Below are 22,395 nucleotides of genomic sequence, written 5' to 3' on the forward strand. Positions count from 1 at the left end.
TTTTCAAACTGAATTCAATACCAGTTACTAATAAATATAACAGAATGAATCAAGGATTATATCGTTCACAATTTGAGCATGATGCCTGCGGAATAGGGGCTGTTGTAAATGTGAAAGGCCAAAAAAGCCATGAAACGATAAGTGATGCGTTGCTGATGCTTAGCAATATGGAGCATAGGGGAGGAAGGGGGAGCGATCCCAAAACCGGAGATGGTGCCGGAATCCTGATCCAATTGCCCCACACGTTTCTGAAGGAAGTTACCCGACGGCTTGGATTTGAATTGCCGGAAGAGGGAAGCTATGGCGTAGGCATGGTTTTTTTCCCCAGAAATAAACAGTTATATAAGAAAAGTAAAGCACAACTTAATAAAATCATTCAGGAATTGGGCTTTGAGCTGTTGGGATACCGGTCGGTACCCACAGATGAAACGGTTCCAGGGTCTGGAGCATTGGAAGTGATGCCGAATATTGAGCAGGTATTCGTTCGGCATAAGGACGGCCTTTCCGGTATTGATCTGGAAAGGAAATTGTACGTGCTACGGAATTTCGCCACCCGTGACATTAATGCTAGCATTCCCGGTGTCAATGATGCTTTCTACTTTGCCAGCTTTAGTGGGCAGACGGTAATCTATAAGGGACAATTGAGAACCGACCAGGTGCTTACGTTTTACAAAGACCTGCAAAACAACCGGCTTACTTCTGCCATTGCCCTGGTACATTCCAGGTTCTCTACCAATACCTTTCCTAACTGGAGGTTGGCGCAACCTTTTCGTTTTCTCTCCCATAACGGAGAAATCAATACCATTCGGGGAAACCTGAACAAAATGAGGTCCAAGGAGACGCTGATGAAAACAGCACTGTTCACGGACGAAGAACTTCAGATGCTGATGCCCATCACCAATTCCAAGCATTCCGATTCTGCCAATCTGGATGCCATGGTAGAACTATTGGCACTCAGTGGACGAAGTCTTCCGCACGTCATGATGATGCTGGTGCCAGAAGCCTGGCAGGACAATAAGACCATGGACAAGAAGAAGAAAGCCTTTTACAAATTCCATGCTTCCCTGGTAGAGCCCTGGGATGGTCCGGCAGCACTGCTCTTTACCGATGGTAAATCTCTGGGCGCCACCCTGGACCGGAATGGATTGCGTCCGTTGAGGTACTTTGTTACTTCCGATGATCGCCTGATTCTTTCCTCTGAAGCGGGGGCCCTGCCGATTCGCGATGCTACCATTGTGGAAAAAGGGCGGATCAGCCCGGGCAGGATGCTATTGGCGGACCTTGCCAAAGGCAAAGTGGCCTTCGATGAGGAGGTAAAAGCGGAAGTTTGCAATAAGAAACCCTACGATGCCTGGATACGAAAGGAACGGCTTAAGCTCCGCTTGATCCCTTCCCCGAAAGCACTTTCCCTGCCCTATACCACCGAAAATATCCGAAAAAGACAAACCATCTTCGGATATAGCCAGGAGGATTTGAAAGTCTTGTTAGCACCTATGGCAGACACGGCCTATGAACCTATCGGCTCTATGGGTGCTGATACACCATTGGCCGTACTTTCGAAGCAAAGCCAGCATATAGCTAATTATTTCAAGCAATTATTTGCACAGGTGAGTAATCCGCCCATCGATCCTATCCGGGAACGATTGGTGATGTCGCTTTTCACCAGGATCGGTGAAAGCCATAATATTCTGGAGGAGAGTCCGCAGCATACCCGGCAGATTCATATTTCCCAGCCTGTCTTGCTTAACGAAGACCTTGAGAAACTCAGAAGCCTGGAGGAAAGGGGCTATCGCGCCGCTACCTTACAGGCACATTTCACGGCCGACCACAAGCCAGGGCGATTGCTGGAAGCATTGAATCGCCTGTGTCAGGAAGCAGAAGATGCCATTGCTGCGGGTAAAAATATATTAATTATTTCTGACAGGGATTGTAAGCAGGAAACCGCGCCCATCCCGTCTCTTCTGGCGGTAGGAGCGGTTCATCACCATTTGGTCAACCAAAAAATACGGACCAAAGCCGGAATAGTCGTGGAGGCAGGAGATATCCGTGAAACCCACCACTTTGCCACCGTGATAGGGTATGGTGCCAGCGCCATAAATCCCTATCTGGCCTTGGAAACGCTGCTCTACCTCAACGAGAATGAGATGCTTTCCAAAAAGATCCCGCAGAAGAAACTCTTTGAGAATTACAAGGAAGCCATTGGAAAAGGCTTGCTGAAGGTGTTGTCCAAAATGGGTATCAGTACCCTGCAATCCTACCAGAGTGCTCAGATTTTCGAAGCCATAGGGCTTGGGCCCGAGGTCATCGAAAGGTGTTTCAAAGGTACGGTCAGCAGGATCAGTGGTGTTTCTTTCGATGAATTGGCAGACGAGGTCCTGGTACGGCACCACGCCGCCTATGAAACGGAAAGCCCCTTGTTGGAAGCAGGAGGTATTTACCAATGGAAACGAAGGGGAGAAAAGCATTTGTTTAATCCCGAAACGATCCACCTGCTGCAAAAATCTACTCGTCTGGGAGATTATCAGTTGTACAAAAAATTCGCACAGAAAATAAATGATCAAACCAAGGATGCCCTGACGTTGCGTGGTCTCCTTGAATTTAAAAAACGGATTTCCATTCCCCTTGATGAAGTCGAACCGGTGGAAAACATCCTGAAGCGCTTTGCTACAGGGGCCATGTCCTTCGGGTCCATTTCACATGAGGCCCACTCTACCCTGGCCATTGCGATGAACCGTATGGGTGCCAAAAGTAATAGTGGAGAAGGGGGAGAAGACGAAATCCGATTTGAGAAGAAGCCCAATGGCGATTGGGAGCGGTCTGCGATCAAGCAGGTAGCCTCCGGCCGATTCGGTGTCACGAGTAATTACCTTTCCAATGCGGATGAGCTGCAGATCAAAATGGCCCAGGGTGCCAAGCCCGGCGAAGGAGGACAGCTTCCGGGCCATAAAGTAGATGACTGGATTGGCAAGGTTCGGCATTCCACCCCTGGGGTGGGTTTGATATCGCCTCCGCCTCATCACGATATTTACTCCATCGAGGATTTGGCGCAGCTAATATACGATCTTAAAAATGCCAACCGTAAAGCGAGGATCAACGTGAAGCTTGTTTCACAGGCTGGCGTTGGTACGGTAGCGGCAGGAGTTGCCAAAGCACAGTCGGATGTAATTCTGATCTCCGGAGCTGATGGTGGCACGGGCGCATCTCCCCTGAGTTCGATCCGGCATGCAGGATTACCATGGGAGTTGGGCCTTTCGGAAGCGCATCAAACGCTGGTAAAAAACAATCTCCGCAGTAGGGTGACTCTTCAAACGGATGGACAGTTACGTACAGGAAGGGATCTGGCCATTGCCGCCCTGCTTGGAGCGGAAGAATGGGGGATTTCTACGGGTGCCCTGGTAGTGGAGGGATGCATTATGATGAGAAAATGCCACCTCAACACCTGCCCGGTAGGTATTGCCACCCAAAATCCCGAACTCAGAAAGCTTTTTACAGGAGATCCGGATCATGTGGTTAACTTCTTCCGGTTCCTTGCCGAAGATTTACGGGAAATCATGGCTTCGCTAGGTTTCCGTACCGTGAATGAAATGGTGGGACAGAGTGATGTGTTGAAAGCTGCCAATGGGCAAATGAACCATTGGAAGTGGGATAAACTGGACCTGAGTCCGATTTTCCATAAAGTGGAAGTGCCGGATCACGTGGGCGTTTACAAACAAATTGATCAGGATTTCAGGCTGAAAAAGGTACTGGACAGAAAGCTAATAGAAGTAGCTACCCCGGCGTTGGAGCAGGCAAACCCTGTAAGAGGAAGTTTCGAAATCAAAAACGTGGATAGAACCGTTGGGGCCATGCTTTCAAATGAGGTATCCAAGTTTTTCGGAAGTCCCGGATTGCCGGATAATACCATTCATTTTAAATTCAAAGGCTCTGCCGGTCAAACCTTCGGTGGCTTTCTGGCAAAAGGCATTACCTTCGAACTGGAAGGTGAAGGCAATGATTATTTTGGAAAAGGACTATCGGGTGGAAAGCTGATTGTATACCCGAACCGAAACGCCAATTTTGTCGCCGAAGACAATATCATCATCGGTAACGTGGCCTTCTATGGAGCCACTTCCGGGAAGTCCTTTATCAAAGGGAAGGCCGGAGAGCGCTTCTGTGTCAGGAACTCTGGTGTAGAAGCGGTGGTTGAAGGTATTGGAGATCATGGATGCGAATACATGACAGGTGGTCTGGCCGTTATCCTGGGGGAAATCGGTAGAAATTTTGCCGCCGGTATGAGTGGTGGAATTGCCTATATATTCAAAGAAAATGTGAGCAACATCAACAAAGAAATGGTGGACATTGATCCTTTGAACGAAGACGATTTTGCTACCATTAAAAATTCCATTCAGGATCACCTGGAGTATACGTCCAGCAATATTGGAAGTGCTATTCTGGAAAACTGGGAAGAAAACAAAGAGCGTTTTATAAAAGTTATTCCAAGAGACTACAAGGAAGTATTGAGAAAAAGAGCGTTGGAAAAATCAAAAACTTTAGTATAATATGGCGGATAAGGAAGGATTCTTAAAATATAAAAGAGAGCTGGAGCGCTCACGGTCGCCTGAAGATAGGAAAAACGATTACAAGGAAATATACAAGCCGTTAGATCCCAAAGTGCTAAACCAGCAGGCGGCCCGTTGTATGGACTGTGGGATACCCTTTTGTCACAACGGCTGCCCCCTGGGAAATGTCATTCCCGACTTCAACGAAGCCGTTTACCGAAAAGAATGGGAATTGGCTTACAAGATATTGCGGGGCACCAATAATTTCCCCGAGTTCACCGGAAGGATTTGCCCGGCTCCCTGCGAAGCAAGCTGTGTCTTAGGCATCAACAAAGACCCGGTAGCGATTGAATTGATCGAAAAGAGTATTGCCGAAAAAGCCTTTGAACTTGATTTGGTCAAGCCAAAGATTCCGACTCACCGAACAGGTAAAAAAGTAGCTGTTATTGGTTCCGGTCCGGCAGGCCTTGCAGCGGCTGACCAGTTGAACCAGGCAGGGCACGAGGTGACCCTTTTTGAAAAAGACAAGGAAGTAGGGGGCTTGCTGCGGTACGGCATTCCCGATTTTAAGCTAGAGAAATGGGTGATTGACCGAAGGGTAAATGTGATGAACGAAGAGGGAGTCATATTTAGTAAGGATACGGAGGTAGGCTTTAACATCAAAGCGGACAATATTCTGCAAAATTACGATGCGGTGGTTTTGTCCACAGGTGCCCAACACCCCAGGGATCTGAAAATTAATAACAGGGATGCCAAAGGGGTTCACTTTGCCATGGAATTCCTGGGAAGACAAAATCAGGTAATTGCAGGGGAATTAGATGAAAATCCGATCAGTGCGAAGGATAAGCATGTCATCGTGATCGGTGGAGGGGATACCGGAAGCGATTGTATCGGTACCTCTAACCGGCATGGCGCAGCTTCTGTCACCCAGTTGGAATTACTTCCCAAACCGCCTCAGGCGAGGACTACGCTCAATCCCTGGCCGGAATGGCCCATGACGATGAGGACATCTAGCTCCCACGAAGAGGGTGCAGAGCGGGTTTGGTCGGTGCTTACCAAAGAATTTACCAAGGATTCTGAAGGCAATGTCACCGGGCTGTCGATTGTAGAAATAGAGTGGAAGGAGGAAAACGGGAGGATGCAGTTTTTTGAGATTGAGGGCACCGAAAAAACCTTGCCATGTGATTTGGCTTTGTTGGCGATTGGATACCTTGGTCCCAAATCTGGTCTTTTGGAGGCTTTTGATGTGGAGCTATTGGAAAACGGGCTCCCCAAATCCAAAAATTACCAAAGCTCTGTTCCCAAGGTGTTTCTCGCGGGAGACATGCGGCGGGGACAATCCCTGGTCGTATGGGCCATCGCAGAAGGAAGAGAGTGTGCTGTAGAAGTAGACAAATTCCTTAGTGGAGGTAAATCTTCGCTGGCCAGAAGGGATCAGTCCTTCTATTCCTATGAGCAAAGTGAGGCGGAAGCCTGAAATTGATTAGTTGATTTTATGAAGGAGTACATAAGGCAGTTTGAAAAAGCTGCCTTTTTTTAGGTTAACCCAAAAATGAAAAAATCGATCGTATGACCCAATCTCCAGAAGTTTTATTCTTGCGTGGCATGCCATTCAGGTTCAACCCCACCTGGGGTTGGAAGTACTTGGTGGTCAGCAAGCCGTGGGCTGCACCCACGGTTATTATTGTTCAGGCCCTTCAGGCCTGCCTTTACTGAGAGAATCATCAACCGTCTAAATTGACATCTTTAGAAATTTTTTCCCTTTAGTCCAATCACATTATAATCAGGTTCCAATATCTCTTCCCTAGAAACCAGCTCTTATTCGCATCCGAAGCCTAAAGGCCTTCAACAATTTGTAATCAAATTGAAAGGGAAACGTTATGCTGATAAAGGGTATATATCCAAGGGGTTGGCGGAATAATTGTTCATGGACGGCCTTCATCTGATTACCAATATCAGAAACAATATGAAGAATAGATTGATGCAATGAATAGATAAGATCTTGCTAAGGAAAAGGAAGGTCATCGAGACGGAGAACGGGGAGTTGAAAACAACTTGCATGACGGCAGCCAGGTGTGCCAGGTAGCGTATTCCAGACACTTTTATTCCACAAGGTAACAACACAAGCACCCTGTGGAAATTTATCAAACATCAAGATTTATTCGCTACAGTTCTCACCATTAAAATCATTTATTCCCGGATTATACGCATTTCCTGAAATACCTGGCTGGTAGGAAGGGTTCGAAGAAAAAAGATCGTTTAAGGCACAAAAATCCGCTAATTTCTCATTGTTTTGAACGGTGAAGGTGCCTCCCACGGCGGATAAATTTTCTAATCCGCTTAAGGTTTGAAGGTTGGGGTTTAAGGTTATAGATACCATACCACCCACTGACTCCAGGTTTTCTAACCCTTCCAGGCTCAGAATATCGGGACTTCTTCTAATAATTAAGCCTCCTGAAATTATTTTTTCTATGGGTAAACCGGTCATATTTTTAAGGCCACTGATGTTGTCCAGGGAAAGGCTCCCAGTAATTTTTAACCCTTCCGGTAGCACATTATCCCAACTGGTTATCTCCAAATAAGAAAGGCTTAGGGACTCGATCTCATTTATGTGAGTAAAGACTTCTTTAAAGGAAGTTAACCTGGGGTTGCTGGAAATTCTGACAGTCCCAAGATTCGTCAGCTCGCTCAATTCGCTTACAGATTGCAAATTTTCATTGGACGTTATCTGGATAGATGGACAATGGCGGAGATTATTCAAGCCCTTCAGATTGGTTAGGCCCGGATTTTTATGGATACGGAAGAATTTCTCGACGGTTTTTAGGTTTGCAAGACCATTAAGGTTAGTTAATTGTGGATTATTAGTAAGATAAAAAGTGGTTTTTATCTCCTGTAAGTTTCTCAACCCATCCAGAGAAGTCAAACTATTATTGCCATTGATACTTAGCCAACCCAACGAGGTAATATTCTCCAGACCATTTAGATTTTCCAAAAAAGGATTCATCCAAATGTCCAATTCATCAATTTCCTGAAGAGACTGAAGGGGAGTGAGGTCGAGCGGTGTACTACTGAACATGATTCTTATTCGACCTTTAATTTTGGTGTAACAAAACGCTCCAAAATTGTCTATGTGTTCCTGATTTGAAAGGTCTATATCTCCCACAATTGTCCCCCCATCACAAGGAGGTTCCTCTCTAAACATAACTTCTTCTACCGCCAAGCCAAAATTTTCCGGACGATGGCCTCTGGTGGAAAGGGATGCTGCTTCAACCGTGGTAATGAAATGAGATGTTGCATCGAATGGCATAGGAAGGGGGTTTTCTACCGCTGTCGCCAAGGGAGATCCTTCCATGGGAATCGCATAAATCGCCTCCCCTTTGGCATCTTCAAGCCATAACCTGGTGAGCTGGTAGCGCCCTATCGGAAGGTTAAAAAGTTCGAATCGTATCGTATTTCCATCAAGAATGAAATCGTCAAATTTTTTTGGGAAACCTTCAAGCATGCCCTTTTCATCTTCAATGGCCACCCAAACCGACACCACCTCCTGAAGTCGTTCAGAAGAAATTCGGCCATTAGCCGAAGATGGAATGGGTTCGTTTAGCTCAATGGAAAATGAAACTTCTGCGGAGGGCTTACTTTCTGGCGTAGGATCAGACGTACACGAAGCTCCAAAAACAACAATCACTACCCCAGCCAGAAAGGAGGAAAAAGGGAAATTTTTCATGGTAAAAAAAAGAAAGCGTAAAAAACGATTATTATAAGTTGATAAAAACAGCCTAAAGAAGTATTGTCTCGAAATATACGATCAATCGATTTATTTTTCCAAAACAATTAAAAAATTCTTTTCAAATCCATCGGATGCAAACCGCTAGTAAAAGCCGATTTTAGGGTATTGAATAAGGGTTGCCAACCCAATTAATTATTCCGGAAACAAACTGGCATCCATATTGGGAATGATGCGCAGGGCATTTTTGTAATACACTTTTTTCAGCACCTCGTCCGGAAGGTCCAGCCCGTACATGCGCCAGAAGGCGTGGTATTTCTTGTAATAGGGGAAGTATTCATCTGCGGTCTCCAAAACCCGGAAATAGGTGTAAAATTCTTCCTTGTTGTAGGCATCTTTTCCAAACAGAATCCGGTCCTGATAGCGGATAAAAAATTCACGGGCCATTCTGGGCTGCCGTCCAAATTCGGCAATGACTGCCCCAATACCAAAATTTACATTGGGATATTCCTCCAGGTGCTTTCCCGCTTTGGCCAGGTCATTGGCCATCCAGCCCATGTGGGCATTGATAAAGGTGGTTTCGGGATGCTTGCGGAAAATGTGATGTTGCTCGGCGATGATTTGTTCGAAAGGAGCCGGATTATCCGCTCCCCTTTTCCGGTTGGGATTGATTTTCAGCTCCAGCCAGCGCTCATTATTGGCATCCATCGGCTCCCAAAAGGGCGCAGGGTCCGCCGCATGGATCAGAACAGGAATTCCCAATTCCCCACATTTGGCCCAAATCGGGTCCAGGTCGGGATGATCGATTGGTACCCGATTGCCGTTTATGTCGTTCACTGAAAGCCCCAGGCTTTTGTAAATTTTCAATCCATTGGCACCATTTTTCACATCCGTTTCAAGCTCTGCCACGGCATTTTTTACCCAATTTTCCCCGCCAAACCCATCAAAGCCTAAATTGGTAAATACGATAAAACGACCAGGTGCTACCCCATTAAAGCGGCGAATCATGGAATTCAGGTAGGCCTGCGCATCGATATCATTCCTGCTTCGAGCAAAGCCCTTCCCACTAAGGTTGACCATGGTGGCCATATTCAGTTCATCCATTTCCCTTACCAGGCGGTGGATCAATTCCTGAGTTACATTCCATTGGTGGCTATGGATATCCACAAAGGGAAATTTGGCCCGCATCACCGGGTTTTCAGGTACGACCAGGGTAGAGGTAGGATTGTATTCTTCAAAACCCATTTCCTGAGGTGTTGCCGGGTGAAAATAGAAACAAAAGGCAAGCAATAATCCCGGGAATAATTGTTTGAAGGAGTAAAAAGCGTTTGCAGGCATAGGTGGTCGTTTTGTATCAGCTTTGAATTTACTACAGAAAACCCAATCTTCCCGCATCTGAATACCTGCTTTTTAGAAAATTCCTGCTTTTGCCATCTGCTGAGGGGAGGAAGGAGCTGTTTTGCCTCAAACCGTGGAAAATTTCAGCCCTATTGATATTTAATGTATTTTTGTTTTTTGACTTGAAGACCAGCTATGATTAAAATTTATACCGACGGCTCCTCCAGGGGCAACCCGGGTCCCGGGGGATATGGAGTGGTACTCCTTTACAAAGACCTGCGGAAAGAGCTTTCAGAGGGTTTTCGCCGGACTACCAATAACCGCATGGAACTGATGGCGGTCATCAAAGGGTTGGAGGCGCTGAAGGTAGCGGGGATGCCCGTCACGATCTATTCCGACAGCAAATATGTGGTGGATGCAGTCCAAAAGGGCTGGATATGGGGTTGGCAAAAAAAGGGATTTAAAGACAAGAAAAATCCGGATCTTTGGAAAAAATACATCCCCCTCCATACCCGGTTCAAACCTCGCTTCCAATGGGTAAAGGGCCATGATGGCAATTTGGAAAACGAGCGGTGTGACCAATTGGCCGTGGAAGCAGCTTCCGGTGCTGCCCTGAAAACCGATGAGGGATACGAAGCCGACGGAAAGCAGGGCCTATTTTAAAGATGGGGAATCATTATTTCAAATTTAAACAATTTATGATCCGGCAGGACCGCTGTGCCATGAAGCTGAGTACCGATGCGGTTCTGCTAGGTGCCCTGTCCCGTCAAAGCCATCCAGAAATGATTCTGGATATCGGGATGGGTACCGGGGTTATCGGATTGATGCTGGCACAGCGGTATCCTATTGCCCGGGTACATGGGGTAGAATTAGAGCCAGAGGCTTTTTCCCAGGCCTCAGAAAACATCCAGGAAAGCCCCTGGAAGCATAGGGTGGCAATCTTTAACGATTCTTTTCAGCATTTTTCTCAAAATACCGACCAAAAATACGACTTGATCGTAAGTAATCCCCCCTATTTTTCGAATCACCTCAAGTCGGTAGACCCAGGTAGAAATGTCGCTTTGCACAATGAACAACTTTCGCAAAAAGACCTGTTGAAGGGGGTGGAGCAGTTATTGCGAAAGAATGGGCTATTTTGGCTGATTCTGCCGCCTAGAGAAATGGGTCTGTTTAAGGAAAATGCGCAACACTCGAGGTTATACCTTCAGCACCGCTATCTGATTCGGGATCAACCACACCATAATCCCCACCGGGAAATTTGTTCGTACGGAATGGACCCAAAAACCGCTGAATTGGATGCTGAAATCACCCTAAAAGAAAATCCAGATCGGTATAGCCAGGCCTACCATGAATTGGTAACAGATTTTTTGCTCCATCACTAAAAGGTGTTTGGTATTTCCTTCATCGGCAAGGGGGCCTAATATTTGCAGTGTCTAAAGCTATGAAAATTGTATATATCGGCACCTATCCCCCCCGCGAGTGCGGCATTGGTATTTTTACTCAGAATCTTTACCAATCGATGGTAAGCAAACCTGGTTATTCGGAAGAAAGTAGGGAGCACCAATCGGTTGAAGGATTTGTGGTAGCTATGAGCGACCACGATCTTGATTACAACTATCCGGAGGAAGTAAAAGCAATTATCCGGCAGGAACACCAACGCGACTATCTGAAAGCAGTCAAGTTCATCAATCTTAGCGGCGCAGATGTTTGTATATTGGAACATGAATTCGGGATTTTTGGTGGGCAAAATGGGATGTACATCCTTCCCATGCTGCACCGTCTTGAGATACCCCTTATCGTTACCCTCCACACCATTCTGGAGAAACCCTCGTATAATGAAAAGGCCGTATTAGAACAAATTTGCAAAATGGCTTATAAAGTGGTGGTGATGAGTCATAAGGCCGTCGAATTCCTTACCACCATTTATGAAGTAGACAAGGATAAAATAGCACTTATTGAACACGGAGTGCCGGAAATTCAATTTGATCAAAAACGATCTAAAAAGGAATTAAAGCTCGAAAAAAAGAAGTTTTTACTCACTTTTGGGATCATCAGTCGGAATAAGGGGATTGAAACCGTCATAAAAGCACTGCCTAAAGTCATCGAGAAGCATCCCGAAGTGGTCTACATGGTACTTGGAAAGACCCATCCAAATGTGCTCCATCACTCAGGCGAAGAATACCGTAACTACCTTCATTTATTAGTTAAAAACCTGAATCTGAGAGACCATGTGATTTTTCTGAATGAGTTCATTGCTCAAAATGAGTTATTCAAATACCTGTCAGCCTCAGATTTATACATTACTCCATACTTAAATGAGGCCCAGATTACGAGCGGCACCCTTTCCTATGCCGTAGGGGTAGGTTCGGCCGTTATTTCTACGCCCTATTGGCATGCCACTGAGCTATTGGACGAAGGAAGGGGCCGGTTGTTTAACTTTAATGATTCGGAGCAACTTTCTGGCATTCTGATGGAACTGCTGGATGATCCCAAAGCACTGAAAGAGATTCGGAAAAAGGCGCGGGATTATGGAAAAACCATCACCTGGTCAAAATCCGGAGATAAATACGTCGCGCTTGCCAAAGAAGTATCCGCTGCAAGTCCGCACGTTTTATCCCCCGAGGATACCTTAATAGACCCCCTTTTGCTGCCTCCCTTTTCCCTGGATCATATCAAGAGGCTTACGGATGATACGGGAATTATCCAGCACGCCAAGTTTGGCATCCCGAATCTGAAAGAAGGGTATTGCCTGGATGATAATGCCAGGGCCTTGCTGATGGTACTAATGGACTATAAACAGACAAAGGATAAACAAGCGTTAGCCTTGGCACCTATTTACCTGAGTTACATTCATTACATGCAAAATGAAGACGGCACTTTCCGTAATTTCCTCAGTTTCAGCCGGCAATTCCTGGATGAAGTAGGTTCGGAAGATTCCTTTGGAAGGACCATCTGGGCACTGGGGTACCTTTTAGGCAATGCGCCCAATGATGCTTACTACCAAACCGGAAAGCTTGTTTTCTTTGATGCGGCCCCTAATTTCGAAAAACTTCAATCTATTAGAGCCATCGCCAACACCATGTTGGGAATAAGTTACTACCTAAAAGCCAATCCTGGCGATGATTCCATGTCTGAGCGTTTAAGAAACCTTGCCTGGAAGCTGGTCAGGCATTATGAGGCCAACAGCTCTGAGGATTGGAAGTGGTTTGAGGCCTTGCTGGCCTATGACAATGGCATGTTGCCGCTCGCCCTTTTGCATGCAGCAGAAATACTTAATGAAGATCGAATTACCGAAGTAGCGTTGGAAAGCATGAACTTTCTTACGGATGTCACGCTTAAGGATGGCTATTTATCAATCATTGGCAATGAAAATTGGTACGAAAAAGAAGGGGAACGTTCTCTATTTGCACAGCAACCGATCGATGCACTTGCCATGATTTTAATGTACCAACAAGCGTTTCACCTTACCAAAGATAAAGAATACCTGACAAAGTTGTTTTCTTGTTTTATGTGGTTTTTGGGTGAGAATGACCTGCGAATGAGTTTGTTCGATTTTGAGACGAAAGGCTGTTGCGATGGCTTTGAAAGCTATGGCGTTAATCGGAATCAGGGTGCAGAAAGCTCGCTAGCCTATTTAATTTCTTATTTGATTGTTTTGCAGGCCTTTGAGGAATTTGAAGAAAAGGATTTTGCACCGGAGTCCTTGCGGAAAGTAGTTAAATAATAATCTCCGTTATTCTATCCTTTCTAAAAGTAAGGCGTACCTTGCCGGGGCTTTGCGAATGATAAAGGGATCGTATCATTTTTTATTGTTATCTAACTGGAAGAAAACGCAGGTAGGTTGGTGTTGAGAGAGAATTTTGTTTCAGATAGTTGTTGCCCGGGTATTTATGGGTTGCTTATCCTAATCCACAGGGTGTAGTATCAACTGCCAGTGGGATTTTGGAGAAACAAGTGCCCTGTTTACTTTTCTACGTTTTGAAGGTGCTGATGGCCTTCAACTGCTGGGAAACCCTTTAAAAAACCACTTTTTAAATAGTAGCTTTAATTCGAAAATATGAAAGTAGCGGTTTTATCCCCCATTGCATGGAGAACCCCACCCGAAAAATACGGGCCTTGGGAACAGGTGGCTTCTAATCTCGTGGAAGGGTTGGTAGAAAAAAGTATTGATGTCACTTTATTTGCCACCGGAACTTCCATAACCAACGCGAAATTGGCGCATGTTACCGATAAGGGCTATGCGGAAAATCCAGCTATTGACCCGAAAGTTTGGGAAAGCCTTCATATTAGTAATTTGATGGAGCAAGCAGGCAATTTTGATGTAATACATAATCACTTTGACTTTCTTCCGCTCACCTACTCCCGTCTGATAAAAACGCCCATGCTTACCACCATCCATGGGTTTTCTTCCACCAGGATTCTTCCGGTCTATAGAAAATACAATCCGGACAATTATTATGTTTCTATCAGCAACTCCGACCGCCATCCCGATCTTGACTACATCGCAACGGTCTACAATGGCATTCATCCGGATGAATTTACATTCCAGAAAAATGCAAGCGATTATTTGTTGTTTTTTGGCAGAATTCACCCCGAGAAGGGTACCTACGAATCCATACAGATTGCCAAGCAATCGGGTAGAAAGTTGATCATTTCCGGGTTGGTTCAGGATCAGGACTACTTTAACGAGAAGGTAAAACCCTTCCTTAATGACGATGATATTGTCTATGTTGGTAATTCCGGTCCAAAGGAAAGGGACCAATTAATGGGCGAAGCCTATGCCTTACTTCATCCGATTAGTTTTGAGGAACCTTTCGGTTTGAGTGTGGCAGAATCGATGATGTGCGGTACCCCTGTCATTGCATTTAATTTAGGCTCCATGTCGGAATTGATAGAAGATGGGAAAACCGGGTTTTTGGTCAATACCATCGAAGAAGCGGTTACTGCAGTGGGCAATATTGCATCCATAGATAGAAAAAGCTGTAGAAAAGCGGCACTTTCTAAATTCAGCAGGGAAAAGATGACCGAAAGTTACCTTCAGGTTTATCACCAAATTTTGAATGGGTAGCGCATTACGAGAACGAATGAAAATAATAAAAACTATTTTTTAATAAATGGCAGTAGCAAAAAGGAACCTGGAAAACATGTACGACAAGGCAATTAGAAAACCGTTGGTGAAAAGAACCAGAATTAAAATCGTTAGAAACTCGTCCCGGGTAATAACTCGAGCGCATGTTACCGACATCGCCCGTATACCGAAAATAATTGGGCGGGTGCTCCAACTGACGGAAGGGGATGCCGAAGATTTATTACACCATATTAACCTCCATTTTATCGGACGTCACAAGAACATTGATGATATTTTTAAGCGTAATTTTTCGAGAGTGTCGCAATATATCGCTCGGGAGGCCATCGTAAGCCCTACCAAGGAGCTTTTGATAGGAGCCTTTTTTACCATGGAGTACTCTGTCGAATCAGCGGCCCTTTTCAATCCGTCAATTGTCCCCCACCCCAACCAGGACGACCTACCTGAAGGAAGTATCCGATTTATCATGAGCCTCAGGGCTACGGGTGAAGGACACATATCTTCCATTGTATTCCGGAGTGGTATTATAAAGGCCGATCGTACTTTTTTGATCAATCCGGTAAGTGAATTTGTTGATACCCCTAGAATCAGGCATGATCAGTCCTATGACCGTCATTTATTTGAGCTCAAGTTGAAAAGTATGAATGCCTGGAACGAAACCAGTGTACGTGTTTTTGAAAATTTAGCTGACACCTTCTCCATCAATGAATTAAAAAGTCAAATAGCCGTCGTTCAGATGGATACCGAAGAGCCATTCGAAACTGAGGCCATAAAAAATATAAACTGGCTGGCGGATTCCAATTATTTTATCAAGTTTGACAAAAACCATGATATTTCCGAACACGTCATTTTTCCCATATCAGAAAACGAAAGCCGGGGAATTGAGGATGCCAGATTCGTAACGTTTTTTGATGAAAACGGTTCCGTTACTTATTATGCAACTTACACCGCCTACAATGGCGTTTCTATTCTTCCACAATTACTAAAGACGAAAGATTTTGTAAATTTTGATATCATTACCTTAAATGGTAAAGCTGTTCAAAATAAAGGCATGGCTCTTTTTCCAAGAAAAATAAATGGAAAGTATGCCATGCTGTCACGTATTGATGGAGAAAATAATTACATTATGTTTTCTGATCATCTTCATTTCTGGGATGAAGCGATACTCCTTCAGGAACCCTCCTTGCCTTGGGAATTCTTTCAGATTGGAAACTGTGGTTCCCCGCTGGAGATCAACGAAGGTTGGCTAGTGCTCACCCATGGGGTGGGTGCCATGAGACAATACTTCATCGGAGCTATTTTGCTTGATTTGGATGATCCGACCAAAGTCATTGCCCGCCTGGAAGAACCCCTGCTTACACCCAATGAAGAGGAACGTGAGGGATACGTTCCTAACGTGGTGTATTCCTGCGGAGCCTTGATTCATAACAATATTTTGGTTGTGCCTTATGCCATGTCCGATATCACCTCCGGAATTGCGACGGTTAGTATAAGTGATTTGATAGCTTGTATGAAGCCGGTTGCTGAAAGTGAAAATGAGGTGATCTAGTTGGATCAATACTGGCCTCTCCCTTTTGCTTGTTTAAAAGAAGTAAGCATGGTCTGGATAATTCAAAATGGCAGGGGATTCATTTGCAAGGTTTCTAATCCCCTGGGATTTTTGTACCTTAACCTGCATGAGTTATGTATTCGTATTGATTCTGACAAGCTACGTTTCGATCTTTGGGATTTCGACCTCGAATATTCAGGGACCAGCGGAATTAATCATCGTTAACCTCAATATACGCTATGATAATCCGGAAGATGGAAAAAACAAATGGGAAAATCGCCTTCCGATAGTCGCGGATTTCATTTCCGAATCTGCTCCCCATCTGCTGGGGTTTCAGGAAGTAACCCATCGGCAGTTGCTCGATTTGCAAAAGATAATGCCGGATTATGATTTTGTGGGCAAGGGACGCAAAGACGGGCTGATGGGAGGAGAGTACAATCCTATTTTTTATCGTAAGGACCGGTTTCATTTGCTGGAATCCGGGACCTTCTGGCTTTCAGATACCCCTGAGGAGCCGGGTAGTATAGGTTGGGATGCGCAGCTTCCCCGCATTGTAACCTGGGCTAAACTCAAAGATCGGGAAGGCGGAAAGATCATTTTTCATTTCAATACCCATTTCGACAACAAAGGGATTGACTCCCGTTACAAAAGCGTGGACTTGCTAGTGGATAGAATTGAAGAAATTTCAGAGGTGTCACCGGTGGTTGTTTCAGGAGATTTTAACATCCGCAAAGACCATCCCCGTTATGGAAAACAACCCTATATCCATCTGATCGAGATGCTGAAGCATCAATTACAAATGGAAAGTGCGGAATTTGTAGCTGAAAAAGTGATTTCTGCCGGAGCCACGGGTAATGGGTTTGAAGAAAACTGGCAGCAAAGACCTCCCAACGCGGTGGATTATATTTTTGTCAATCCGGGCTTTAAAGTCCGCAGCTATCAGGTAGATAGCATCATCCGGGATGGGGTTTTCATTGCCGATCATTGGCCTGTATTGGCAGTAGTTAAATATTCCAATCCTCAATAAGTAAAGCTTTGAATTGGACTCCTTTATGGTTAATTTAAACCATGGTTGAGGTATCGATTCAAAATATTCAAGTTGAACTGGTACGGGGTGATATTACCCAACAGCCGGATGTTTTAGTCATTGTCAATGCAGCCAATGCACAGTTGGAAACCGGTGGCGGAGTGGCCGGTGCCATTCACCGAGCTGCGGGGCCGGCACTGGCGGAAGAATGTAAACCCATGGCACCCATAAACCCTGGGGAAGCGGTTATTTCCAGCGGCCACCGATTGCCCAACGGCCATGTCATCCATTGCCTGGGTCCGGTGTATGGAGTGGATCAACCTTCCGATACCCTGTTGGCTGATTGCTACCGCAATGCCTTGCTCCTGGCCGATGAGTATAAACTTACTTCCATTGCCTTCCCTTCGATTTCTACCGGTGCCTTTGGTTATCCCATTGAACCTGCTGCCGGGATAGCCCTGGATACCATCAAGAATACCCTACCTCGCTTAAAAAACATTCAAAAAATCCGACTGGTACTCTTTGACCAAAGTGATTTTAAAATTTTCGAAGAAAAACTAAGAGCGTTAAAGGATTGATTTTACGGCTACCTATATTTATGAACGGCAAATAGTGAAAGAAGAGCGCGCTATTTTGATTAGACAATATAAAAAATGAATGCACTGCTAATAATCGACGTACAAAATGATTTTATCCCGGGGGGATCATTGGCTGTGCCTGGTGGAGATGAAATCGTACCGGTGATCAACGGCCTGATGGGTCGGTTTGAGTTGGTCCTGGCCACTCAGGACTGGCACCCTCAAGACCATATGAGTTTTGCCTCCAATCATAAGGGCAAAAGACCTTTCGAGGCGATCGTGCACCAAGGTTTGGATCAGATTCTCTGGCCGGACCATTGTGTACAGGGAACGTCAGGGGCCGCCTTTCATCCCGATTTAAACGCAAATCCAGTAGAAGCAATTTTTCGAAAAGGTATGGACCGGGATATTGACAGTTACAGTGGGTTTTATGACAATGGCCATCAAAAAAGTACGGGACTTACCGGGTACTTGAAAGAAAAAGGCAGCCCGGTTCTTTACTGCTGTGGCCTGGCGGCAGATGTATGCGTGTATTTCACCCTAAAAGATGCCCTGCAAGAAGGGTTTGAGGTTAAGTTAATTTCCGATGCCACCAGAGCATTGGATGATAATAAATTTGCAGAAATGAAAAAGGAATTGATTCAGTTGGGGATGGGGTTGGTGGAAAGTGCATCCCTGTGATTAGTGCGGGTGAATGTGCCTGAGCTGCAGTCAGGGTTGGAAGAAGCTGGCTACTATGAATGGTTGGTTTTCTACTTGCAAAATTGGTCTTGGGCAGATGTTAAGCTCTTATCGTTCTCGCTCATAGGATAAAGAAAATAAAGGTATTGTAAAGAAGAGCCAATAAAAAGAGCAAGTTGGAAACCTGCCCCTATTTGCTCCATTCCATGGCTAGAGACCTGATTATTTGGGGTTTACTAATTTATTTTTTAAATTTCGAGGAACTCGAAAAGCAGTCAAGGCTTTAAGAACTTAGAAAATCTGATGTTAAAAGAAATTTTAAGTCATGGCGTTAGCAAAATTTTCGATATCGATACTTATCATTTGCCTCACTGTATGCCTGAACAGCATGGATACAAAGGCGCAAAGCAGTCAGGTAACAGGCATTGAAGGGGAGCAGGCTCCCGATTTCTCACTTACGGATCTGATTGGGAATCAAGTCAGTTTGGAGGATTTCAGGGGGAATCATGTAGTGATCCATATCGCCACGACCTGGTGCCCGTTTTGTAATGCGGAAGCTCCCCATTTGGAACAACTCAATCAGGATTACGAGGATAAGAACGTCAAAGTACTGATCATTGACGTCAAAGAACCCAAAGATTTGGTAAAAACCAAGTTGAAAGATCGTTTTAATCTCTCTTTTCCGGTTCTATTGGATTCGGACGGGTCGGTGGCGGCAAGTTTTGCTCCTGAAGGAGTGCTTCCCGATTTGGCCCGTGATGAGGTCATGCTTGCTTCCAATATTTTGATCGATCCCGATGGGAGAATACAATTCTTTTCCCTCTTGGACTCCCAAAACTTTGATGCGAAATTGGTGGATTTAAAGGCCAAACTCGATGAATTACTTGCCTCGGAATAACATCCTTATATTTTATTTTTTTATTTTACCTTTTACTGCATTTGCTCAAGTTGAGGAACGCAGGTTTGTGGAATTAAAATCCGAGCCGGAATTAAGGTTGGCACCGGGTGAGGAAAACCAATTGATAGTTTCCTTTCTTATCAAAGAGGGTTACCATATTCAGGCAAACCGGGTTAAAGATGAAAACCTTATTCCTACTAAATTATCCTTTGAATCGGCTGAAGGTTTCATCATTGGGGATCCTGTTTATCCCCGTGCTGATGAATTCAGGATGGAAGGTGTCAAAGAACCGCTGGCTGTATTTGGAGATACCTTGAAGATCCGGGTTCCCGTCAAGACAGCAAATACTTTGGAAAAACAGCGGGCCCAAATCAAGGGGAAATTGTACTTTCAGCCCTGTGATGCTTCTAAATGTTATTATCCCCGTGAGTTTGATTTTAACTTGAGTATACGGGTGAAGCAATGAGGATAATTTTGCCAAAACAGAAGTAAAATAAATGGTCATCCTCCTCCCCAAAAAAGGTGTTCTATCCCCTTTATGATATCGAATATTTATGATATCTTTTGACCATGAACTATTTCTTCTGGCTGCTCTTTTTACTTATTCATTGTGCTGCCTATGCTCAAGAAAGCCAAAAGGAGGCCTTTGTCAAAGGAATTTATGGCAATCCAGAAAGAATACTCCAGGCCGGCTATTCCTTTGACGAATTAGGGGTGAATGCCGTTTTCGTCAGAAGGTCCTCATTAAATCAGGAATTTTATCAACAAGCCAAAGCCCAGGGTTGCCAGGTATTTGTGGAATTCCCCACCCTTAATGGAAAAGGTTATATCGAAGACCACCCTGAAGCCTGGCCCATCAATGAAAAGGGTGAGCAGGCCGCTCCGGCCGATTGGTTTATGGGTGTTTGTCCGACCGATCCCGGTTTTCAGGCTTACAGGGCCGAACAGCTCAAGGAAACGCTTGGCGATTATATGGTAGATGGCGTGTTTTTAGATTACCTGCATTGGCATGCCCAATTCGAAACGGACCAACCGGTACTGCCAGAAACCTGTTTCTGTGACCGATGTACCCAACTTTTTGAAAAGGCCAGTGCCCTCCAAATTCCTGGAAAAGATATATCGGCCAGGTCACAATGGATATTGGCCAATCAGGAATCCGCCTGGCGGGACTGGCGAAATGGTATTTTGAATAAATGGGTGAGCGATATGGGTGAAATTCTTAGGGAATACCAACCCGATGCCCTTTTAGGAGCCTTTTACTGTGCCTGGTTTCCAGAAGACCATGGTGGAGCCTTGTACAATACCCTGGGCATCAATGTGCCTTCTTTGGCCAAGAGGGTGGATGTGTTGGCCCCCATGCTCTTTCATCAGATGTATGCCCGACCCGTAACCTGGGCGGGGGAGTACATGGAATGGCTGGACAAGATCATGGATTCATCAAGGCCCCTGGTCTGGCCAATTGTTCAGGCGCACAACAAACCCGGAATCGTCTCCCCTGAGGAATTTGGGAAAGCATTGCAGGAAGGGTCCAAAACCCCTGCATCGGGTATTATGATGTTTTCCGAACAGTCGCTCTTGGAAAATCGTGAAAAGATGAAGGTGATGCAAGATTTTTATCAGAGAACAAAACCGTAGTATTTTACAAATGACTCTTCTTAAGAAAGCGAAATTTTAATAAAGGTAGCAGTTAAATTTCCGGCAAAAGCGTTAAGGTCTTTTTTCCACCCTGTTTATTTTTCTATTGCGTGAACGGAGATATTCGTGGAGGGTTGATGAATCAAAATGATAATGCGGATGTAAAGTGGTTTGCATTTGCCGTTTACAAATACGATGCGGAGGGAGACCTCGTCACCAAAGGGAAGGAAGTAGAAAGAAGGTACCAAATTTCCTATGCCCTGTTTATCATTTTTTTTGTGGCCCTTATCTCCGTTTTGATCGAAGTCTTAATGGGTCAATACGGGAAAACCACCGCAAAATCCATGGAAATTATTTCAGGTAAAAGTACAGAAGAGGGTTAGCTGTTTAAGATAGAAATCAGTTTTGAGCTTCCAAGAATCACGATAGAAAAAAGAAAACCGAAGGATCTTATGAAAAACGCAACAATGTTCCGATTCAGGCCAATCTATTGGGGCTTGATCCTTTTAATTTTGGTTGGTTGTGAAAACTTTGATGATTTGACCGATCCGGTTTTAGTTAGGTACAATGTCCCTACCGAGGTACTGGAAATGGTTTTTACCCCAGATATTCCAAGTGATATCAAAAATGTGGATAATTTCCTTGATCGGATAAAGCAGCATGGAATGGTCATTCATGAAGGCAGCAGCCCCCCGGCTATACCCGGTTCGTTTAGCAATTTTACACCAGGGTTTAGCATTGGGAATCATTGCATTTACGATGGAAGTAATTCAGAAAATGAGGGGTTTAGTTATGGCAACTACGAGGAAATAATACGGGTACATACGGATCAAAATCAAAACAATTTTCTTGGCGATATTTCTTATTCCTCTATTTTTAATCCAGATTATCCTGATTACCCGATGGGTTTGGACAGTGGATCAGGCAGGGGTTATGTGTCTGGCGAGGGCGATGATTTCACCATCTTCACGAAAGTTGCGAACGGAAGCTATGGAGATGTCAGCTATAGTGCCATTTGGATCATTTCCGGAACGTATACCTACATTATAGGCAGTCAATATGAGTTGAGAAATGTTACCAAATGCATGATAATGCTGGAGAAAAGTGAGGATCCAGGGGATAAGGTAGCCAACAGGGGAACGGTGAGGATTTTCAAGGATGATGCCCCCCAACGGATTCGCGATTGAAGAAGTGGAAATTAACCTATCTAAAATGCTTGCGAACCAGAGAATAGCTTACAATTGAAAATACGTTCCAAGGTCACATCAAGCAATACCTCAGAGAACAAAAAAGAGCATTATGCAAACCAATTTGTATGCTCAGGAATGTAATGCGGTAAGC

General features: G+C 44.8%; 17 protein-coding genes and 1 pseudogene. 16 read left to right on the forward strand and 2 right to left on the reverse strand.

What is annotated here, in order from left to right:
• Nucleotides 1-44: 44 nt before the first annotated feature.
• From gltB to GJQ68_RS23755, 3 genes and pseudogenes are all read left to right on the forward strand, one after another.
• The gene (gene gltB, locus GJQ68_RS21445) at nt 45-4,538 is read left to right on the forward strand and encodes a glutamate synthase large subunit (RefSeq protein WP_162419317.1); all 4,494 of its coding nucleotides are present in this window, start codon (nt 45-47) and stop codon (nt 4,536-4,538) included.
• Nucleotide 4,539: 1 nt separating this feature from the next.
• On the forward strand, nt 4,540-6,015 hold the full coding sequence (locus GJQ68_RS21450) for a glutamate synthase subunit beta (protein WP_162419318.1): 1,476 nt from the start codon (nt 4,540-4,542) through the stop codon (nt 6,013-6,015).
• Between the two features lie 375 nt (nt 6,016-6,390).
• Nucleotides 6,391-6,597 (forward strand): annotated as a pseudogene (locus GJQ68_RS23755) (transposase); the annotation flags it as partial.
• A gap of 99 nt (nt 6,598-6,696) precedes the next feature.
• On the opposite strand, the gene GJQ68_RS21455 reads toward GJQ68_RS23755, so the two are convergent.
• The gene (locus GJQ68_RS21455; protein ID WP_162419319.1) at nt 6,697-8,262 is read right to left on the reverse strand and encodes a leucine-rich repeat domain-containing protein; all 1,566 of its coding nucleotides are present in this window, start codon (nt 8,260-8,262) and stop codon (nt 6,697-6,699) included.
• A 195-nt stretch (nt 8,263-8,457) separates the two neighbouring features.
• Nucleotides 8,458-9,507 carry an amidohydrolase family protein gene (locus GJQ68_RS21460; protein WP_235941838.1) on the reverse strand — a complete coding sequence of 350 codons (1,050 nt, stop codon included), beginning with the start codon at nt 9,505-9,507 and terminating at the stop codon, nt 8,458-8,460.
• A 288-nt stretch (nt 9,508-9,795) separates the two neighbouring features.
• Between GJQ68_RS21460 and rnhA the strand changes: the two genes are divergently transcribed.
• The 13 genes from rnhA to GJQ68_RS21525 all read left to right on the forward strand — a co-directional run bounded on the left by rnhA (nt 9,796) and on the right by GJQ68_RS21525 (nt 22,241).
• Nucleotides 9,796-10,263 carry a ribonuclease HI gene (rnhA, locus tag GJQ68_RS21465; protein ID WP_162342576.1) on the forward strand — a complete coding sequence of 156 codons (468 nt, stop codon included), beginning with the start codon at nt 9,796-9,798 and terminating at the stop codon, nt 10,261-10,263.
• A gap of 35 nt (nt 10,264-10,298) precedes the next feature.
• Nucleotides 10,299-10,982, forward strand: coding sequence for a tRNA1(Val) (adenine(37)-N6)-methyltransferase (locus tag GJQ68_RS21470; RefSeq protein ID WP_235941836.1), 684 nt, complete (start codon nt 10,299-10,301; stop codon nt 10,980-10,982).
• A gap of 59 nt (nt 10,983-11,041) precedes the next feature.
• Complete coding sequence (locus tag GJQ68_RS21475; RefSeq protein WP_162419322.1) at nt 11,042-13,324, forward strand: glycosyltransferase family 4 protein; 2,283 nt, start codon at nt 11,042-11,044, stop codon at nt 13,322-13,324.
• 333 nt (nt 13,325-13,657) lie between these two features.
• Nucleotides 13,658-14,668, forward strand: a complete 1,011-nt coding sequence (locus GJQ68_RS21480; RefSeq protein ID WP_162419323.1) for a glycosyltransferase family 4 protein — start codon at nt 13,658-13,660, stop codon at nt 14,666-14,668.
• A gap of 46 nt (nt 14,669-14,714) precedes the next feature.
• Nucleotides 14,715-16,235, forward strand: coding sequence for a glycoside hydrolase family 130 protein (locus GJQ68_RS21485; RefSeq protein WP_235941837.1), 1,521 nt, complete (start codon nt 14,715-14,717; stop codon nt 16,233-16,235).
• Nucleotides 16,236-16,362: 127 nt separating this feature from the next.
• A complete protein-coding gene (locus tag GJQ68_RS21490) occupies nt 16,363-17,262 on the forward strand; it encodes an endonuclease/exonuclease/phosphatase family protein (RefSeq protein ID WP_162419324.1) in 900 nt (299 codons plus the stop codon).
• Between the two features lie 41 nt (nt 17,263-17,303).
• A complete protein-coding gene (locus tag GJQ68_RS21495) occupies nt 17,304-17,840 on the forward strand; it encodes a macro domain-containing protein (protein ID WP_202927991.1) in 537 nt (178 codons plus the stop codon).
• A 75-nt stretch (nt 17,841-17,915) separates the two neighbouring features.
• Entirely contained in the window at nt 17,916-18,521 is a 606-nt protein-coding gene (gene pncA, locus GJQ68_RS21500; protein WP_162419325.1) for a bifunctional nicotinamidase/pyrazinamidase, read from the forward strand.
• Between the two features lie 388 nt (nt 18,522-18,909).
• A complete protein-coding gene (locus GJQ68_RS21505; RefSeq protein WP_162419326.1) occupies nt 18,910-19,419 on the forward strand; it encodes a peroxiredoxin family protein in 510 nt (169 codons plus the stop codon).
• Between the two features lie 67 nt (nt 19,420-19,486).
• Nucleotides 19,487-19,885: a protein-disulfide reductase DsbD domain-containing protein gene (locus tag GJQ68_RS21510; RefSeq protein ID WP_162419327.1), complete on the forward strand. Its 399-nt coding sequence runs from the start codon at nt 19,487-19,489 to the stop codon at nt 19,883-19,885.
• 104 nt (nt 19,886-19,989) lie between these two features.
• Entirely contained in the window at nt 19,990-21,054 is a 1,065-nt protein-coding gene (locus GJQ68_RS21515) for a glycoside hydrolase family 10 protein (protein WP_162419328.1), read from the forward strand.
• A gap of 110 nt (nt 21,055-21,164) precedes the next feature.
• The gene (locus GJQ68_RS21520; protein WP_162419329.1) at nt 21,165-21,437 is read left to right on the forward strand and encodes a hypothetical protein; all 273 of its coding nucleotides are present in this window, start codon (nt 21,165-21,167) and stop codon (nt 21,435-21,437) included.
• A 69-nt stretch (nt 21,438-21,506) separates the two neighbouring features.
• The gene (locus tag GJQ68_RS21525; RefSeq protein WP_162419330.1) at nt 21,507-22,241 is read left to right on the forward strand and encodes a hypothetical protein; all 735 of its coding nucleotides are present in this window, start codon (nt 21,507-21,509) and stop codon (nt 22,239-22,241) included.
• Nucleotides 22,242-22,395: the final 154 nt, after the last annotated feature.

This window comes from Cyclobacterium roseum, from assembly GCF_010119225.1.
GTDB classification, from domain to species: domain Bacteria; phylum Bacteroidota; class Bacteroidia; order Cytophagales; family Cyclobacteriaceae; genus Cyclobacterium; species Cyclobacterium roseum.